Annotated in this window: 4 protein-coding genes; all 4 read right to left on the bottom strand. The window is 45.4% G+C overall.

Annotated elements, in window-relative coordinates; translation table 11 throughout:
- Positions 1-39 precede the first annotated feature (39 nt).
- The 4 genes from C1T29_RS00630 to ftsH all read right to left on the bottom strand — a co-directional run bounded on the left by C1T29_RS00630 (position 40) and on the right by ftsH (position 4,760).
- Positions 40-930: a peptidyl-prolyl cis-trans isomerase gene (locus C1T29_RS00630; RefSeq protein WP_026578991.1), complete on the bottom strand. Its 891-nt coding sequence runs from the start codon at positions 928-930 to the stop codon at positions 40-42.
- A gap of 52 nt (positions 931-982) precedes the next feature.
- Entirely contained in the window at positions 983-1,852 is an 870-nt protein-coding gene (gene hslO / locus C1T29_RS00625) for an Hsp33 family molecular chaperone HslO (protein ID WP_020449824.1), read from the bottom strand.
- Between the two features lie 11 nt (positions 1,853-1,863).
- Positions 1,864-2,640 (bottom strand): type III pantothenate kinase, encoded by a 777-nt coding sequence (locus C1T29_RS00620; RefSeq protein WP_003178242.1) that lies wholly within the window; start codon positions 2,638-2,640, stop codon positions 1,864-1,866.
- Positions 2,641-2,840: 200 nt separating this feature from the next.
- Positions 2,841-4,760, bottom strand: coding sequence for an ATP-dependent zinc metalloprotease FtsH (gene ftsH / locus C1T29_RS00615; RefSeq protein WP_020449823.1), 1,920 nt, complete (start codon positions 4,758-4,760; stop codon positions 2,841-2,843).
- Positions 4,761-4,787: the final 27 nt, after the last annotated feature.

Genomic DNA, 4,787 nt, shown 5'->3' with positions numbered 1-4,787 from the left:
TATATCTAATTTATCAATATCAAAATATTTTGTCAATCTTTATTTTTTATCGTCATAAAACCAAGATACTTTCGCATCTTTCCAAAGTGTCTTCACCGAAGCTTTGTCGCCTAATTGATCCATCGCGATCTGCCTTCTGATTTGATTTTTCACTTCGCTGTAAGTGAAAGCTTGCCCCGGGAGCTTTTCTTTGAGCTGGATGATTGCATAGCCTTGGCTCGTTTTAATCGGTTCATCCACCCATTGATTTTCCTTTAGCTGCTCAGCTTTCTCTAAATATTCGGCCGGAATGTTTTCGTGCTGATCATTGACGAACCCGAGGTCGCCGCCGTAAGGAGAAGTATACCGGTCAGTCGAATGTTCAGCCGCGGCCGCTTCAAAGCTGGATCCTTCCTTCAGCTCTTTAAGAACTTGTTCTGCTTCGTCTTTATCTTTGACAACGATATGCTTGAGGCGATAAGAATCATCGAATTTATATAAGTCCTTATTTTTGTTATAGAATGACTTCAATTCGCTGTCAGAAATGACAATATCTTTTGTCAGGAGCTCTTCTAGAAGAATATTATGCTTGATCTGCTCTTTCCATTCTTTTTCTGTTGTGGCTTCGTCTTCGTAGAAGGAATTGTATACAGCTTTAATCAGCAGAAATTCTCTTTCAATGTCTTCATCAGACACTTTGATCTTATTTTTTTCGGCCATTTGGGTAACAACGCGGTCGTTGATCATATCTTCAAGCGTTGATTTTCCATAGCGCTCTTCCATTTCGCTCAGCCATTCTTCACGCGTGATGCCGTTTTTTCCGATATGTGCAATGACTTCTTGAGCGGACGGTGAAGAAGCAGTCTGCGATTTCGTCAAAACATACGCGATCACGATACAGTTGACAAAGATCGCACCTAAAATAATCGGCCAAAGTGTTCTTGATTTCAATATGGTGTCTCCCCTTTCCCCATTGTAAAAGACCCGCTACTGCATAGCGGGCTTATATTTCATCTCGAAGCGCTTCAAGCTCTTCCTTTGTAAACAGATACTTTTCATTGCAAAAATGGCATTGAGCCTCAGCTTGGCCATCTTCATCAATCATCTGTTGAATTTCATCTTTGCCAAGACCGATGATGCCTCCTGAGAAACGCTCTTTTGAACAATTGCATGTAAACCGGACAGGAACGGTTTCCAGTATTTCCGGTTCTTCTCCCAATACCGCAGCCAGCACTTCCTCAGGTGTCAAACCTTTCTGAATCAGCTTTGAAATGGGCTCCACTTGAGAAAGGTTTGTTTCAAGCTTCGTGATGGTTTCATCGTCCGTGCCCGGCAGCAGCTGAAGGATAAATCCGCCTGCAGCTAAAATCGTATTGTCGGGGTTGACGAGCACCCCTACACCCACCGAAGAAGGAACCTGTTCAGAAGATACGAGATAATATGTAAAATCCTCGCCGATTTCTCCGGAAACGATCTCAACCTGGCCTGTAAATAAATCGCGGAGACCGAGATCTTTTACTACGCTTAGTGTGCCGGACGTACCGACGGCTCTTCTGACGTCCAGTTTGCCGTGTTCATTTAAGTCAAAATGAACGTGCGGATTGGACACGTAGCCCCTGACATCTCCTTTTGCATTTCCGTCAGCGACAATCGCGCCGATAGGTCCGCCTCCTTCAATCTTGACGGTAAGCTTGTCTTCGCCTTTCAGCATGGCACCGAGCATGACAGCCGCCGTCATCGTTCTTCCTAAAGCGGCGGAAGCGGTAGGCCATGTGTTATGCCTTCTTTGGGCTTCATGAATCGTTTCTGTTGTATTCGCTGCATATGCTCTCACTTTGCCGTCATATGCGATGGCTTTCACTAAATAATCCATACCTCATCCTCCTATACACTTTCAACACGATTCCGTTCATAAATAAGCTCTAGTCCCTTCAATGTAAGGAACGGGTCAACGATATCGATGCAGTCCGATTCGTCTGCTATCAAGGAAGCAAGACCTCCCGTCGCAATGACTTTCGGATTTTTCTTGGACTGCCATTTCATCCGTTTGACAATGCCTTCAACCTGTCCGACGTAGCCGTAAAGGATTCCGGACTGCATCGCGCTGACCGTACTTTTGCCGACAATATGATCGGGCCGTGCAATTTCAATTCTGGGAAGCTTGGCAGCTCTCGAATAAAGCGCTTCAGTTGAAATCGTGATGCCCGGCGCGATCGCACCGCCCATGTACTCCTTGCGCTCGTTAATATAACAGTACGTCGTAGCGGTTCCAAAATCAACGACAATCAGGGGGCTCCCATAGAGATGAATAGCCGCCACTGCATTTACAATGCGGTCTGCTCCGACTTCTTTCGGATTATCGTATTTTATGTTTAATCCTGTTTTCATTCCCGGACCGACAATCTGAGGCTCGATCTGAAAATATTTAATACACATTCTTTCGAGGGAGAACATGATCGGAGGTACAACTGATGAAATAATAATTCCTTCGATCTGGTCAAACATCAGTCCGACATAATCAAATAAAGAACGAAGAAGCATGCCGAATTCATCTTCCGTTTTATGGCGGCTTGTCTCAATCCGCCAATGATATTCGAGCTCTCCTTCGTGGTAGATGCCAAGGACGGTGTTTGTATTTCCCACATCTATAACAAGCAACATTCTGATCACCACTTTTGACTAGTTTCTCTTACTTGGGCATAAAACATTCTACCATCATACAATACACGATGCCGATTCTGTTTGTAAACGAATCAAATCGTAGTGAACAAAGATTTTCCAAAGAGGTTTTTTAACCATAAAAAAAGAAAACTGCCAAAAGCAGAGCTTGGCAGTTTTCCTGAAGAGGCGGAAATGAGTCGTTACTCTTTCTCATCCTCGTTTTTTTCTTCGTCATCTCGTTTATTGATGTTGACTTTCACATCGTCTGTCTTTTCCTGATCATCCGAATATGTGCGATCAGGAAGTCTTCCGTGCTCAGACAAATGTTTGATTTGCTCAGCGTCGAGCGTTTCAACTTCCAGCAATGTTTGAGCGATCAGCTCAAGTTTGTCGCGATTTTCAGTAAGGATTGTTTTTGCACGTTCATAACATTCCTTAATGAAGCGCTGAATTTCTTTATCGATTTCATACGCAATCGCGTCGCTGTAGTTTTGGTCATTGTTGAAATCGCGTCCCAAGAACACTTGCCCGCCTTGCGATTGTCCGAATTGAAGAGGACCGAGCTTTTCAGACATACCGAATTCAGTTACCATTCGTCTGGCAATGCCTGTAGCGCGCTGGAAGTCGTTATGGGCACCCGTGCTGACCTCACCGAAGATGATCTCTTCAGCTACACGGCCTCCAAGCAAGCCGACGATCTTATCGAGAAGTTCGGGTTTGGTTTGGAAATAACGGTCTTCCTTAGGAAGCATAACGGCGTATCCGCCCGCTTGGCCGCGCGGTACGATCGTTACTTTATGCACCATATCCGCTTCATCCAAGACAAGTCCGATTACAGTGTGTCCCGCCTCGTGATAAGCCACGATATTGCGTTCTTTTTTCGAAATGACCCTGCTTTTCTTTGCAGGTCCGGCGATGACGCGGTCTGTCGCTTCATCGATGTCTCGCATATCGATCTTTTTCTTATCTTGACGCGCTGCTACGAGAGCCGCTTCATTTAAAAGGTTTTCAAGATCTGCACCTGAGAATCCAGGCGTCCGCATCGCGATCGCTTTTAAGTTTACGGATTCATCAAGCGGCTTGTTTCTTGCGTGTACTTGAAGTACAGCTTCACGGCCTTTAACATCTGGGCGGTCAACTGTAATTTGACGGTCAAAACGTCCCGGACGCAGCAATGCAGGGTCTAAAATATCGGCGCGGTTTGTCGCAGCGATAATGATGATTCCTTCATTGGCGCTGAATCCGTCCATTTCAACAAGAAGCTGGTTGAGCGTCTGTTCACGTTCATCGTGCCCTCCGCCAAGACCTGCTCCCCGCTGGCGTCCGACAGCATCAATTTCATCGATGAAAATCAGACACGGTGCATTTTTCTTAGCGTTTTCGAATAAGTCGCGAACACGTGATGCACCAACCCCGACGAACATTTCAACGAAGTCAGAACCGCTGATGCTGAAGAAAGGCACCCCTGCTTCTCCGGCACAAGCTTTCGCCAGCAATGTTTTACCGGTACCCGGAGGTCCGACCAAAAGCACGCCTTTCGGAATCCTTGCTCCGAGTTCAGCGAACTTGCGGGGATCCTTGAGGAAATCAACGACTTCCACAAGCTCTTGCTTTTCTTCATCCGCTCCTGCCACATCTTTGAATTTGACGCGTTTCTTTTCTTCTGTATAGAGCTTCGCCTTGCTTTTTCCAAAGTTCATAACACGGCTTCCGCCGCCTTGAGCCTGATTAAGCAGGAAGAAGAAAAGAATGAAGATAATAACAAAAGGGATGATGGTGGTAAAGAACGTCATCCATCCATTTGCTTCCTGTGCAGGTTCTACTTGTATCTTCGTTTTTTTCACTTGATCAATGATTTGATCTGCCCCTTTTCCTTCAGGAACATGGGTCAGGAAATATTGATCTTTCTCATAGGTCGTCAGCTGTCCCCGAACCTCGTACACGCCCCTGACAGGCTGGATGGAGACATTTTCAACCTTCCCTTTATCTAGGTTTGAAACAAAGTCACTATACGTCATATTTTCTGTTTTCGGATTTGCGGTTTGGAAGTAGCTCACAACTCCGATCACAACTAATAAAATAAGTAAATAAAAAATGGTATTACGGAAGACCCGATTCATTCCTTACCTCCTCCCACAGTAAGCACA

Source organism: Bacillus sp. MBGLi79, assembly GCF_002953915.1.
Note: the sequence above shows the minus strand (reverse complement) of the source record. Positions and strands in the feature narration are given on the sequence as shown.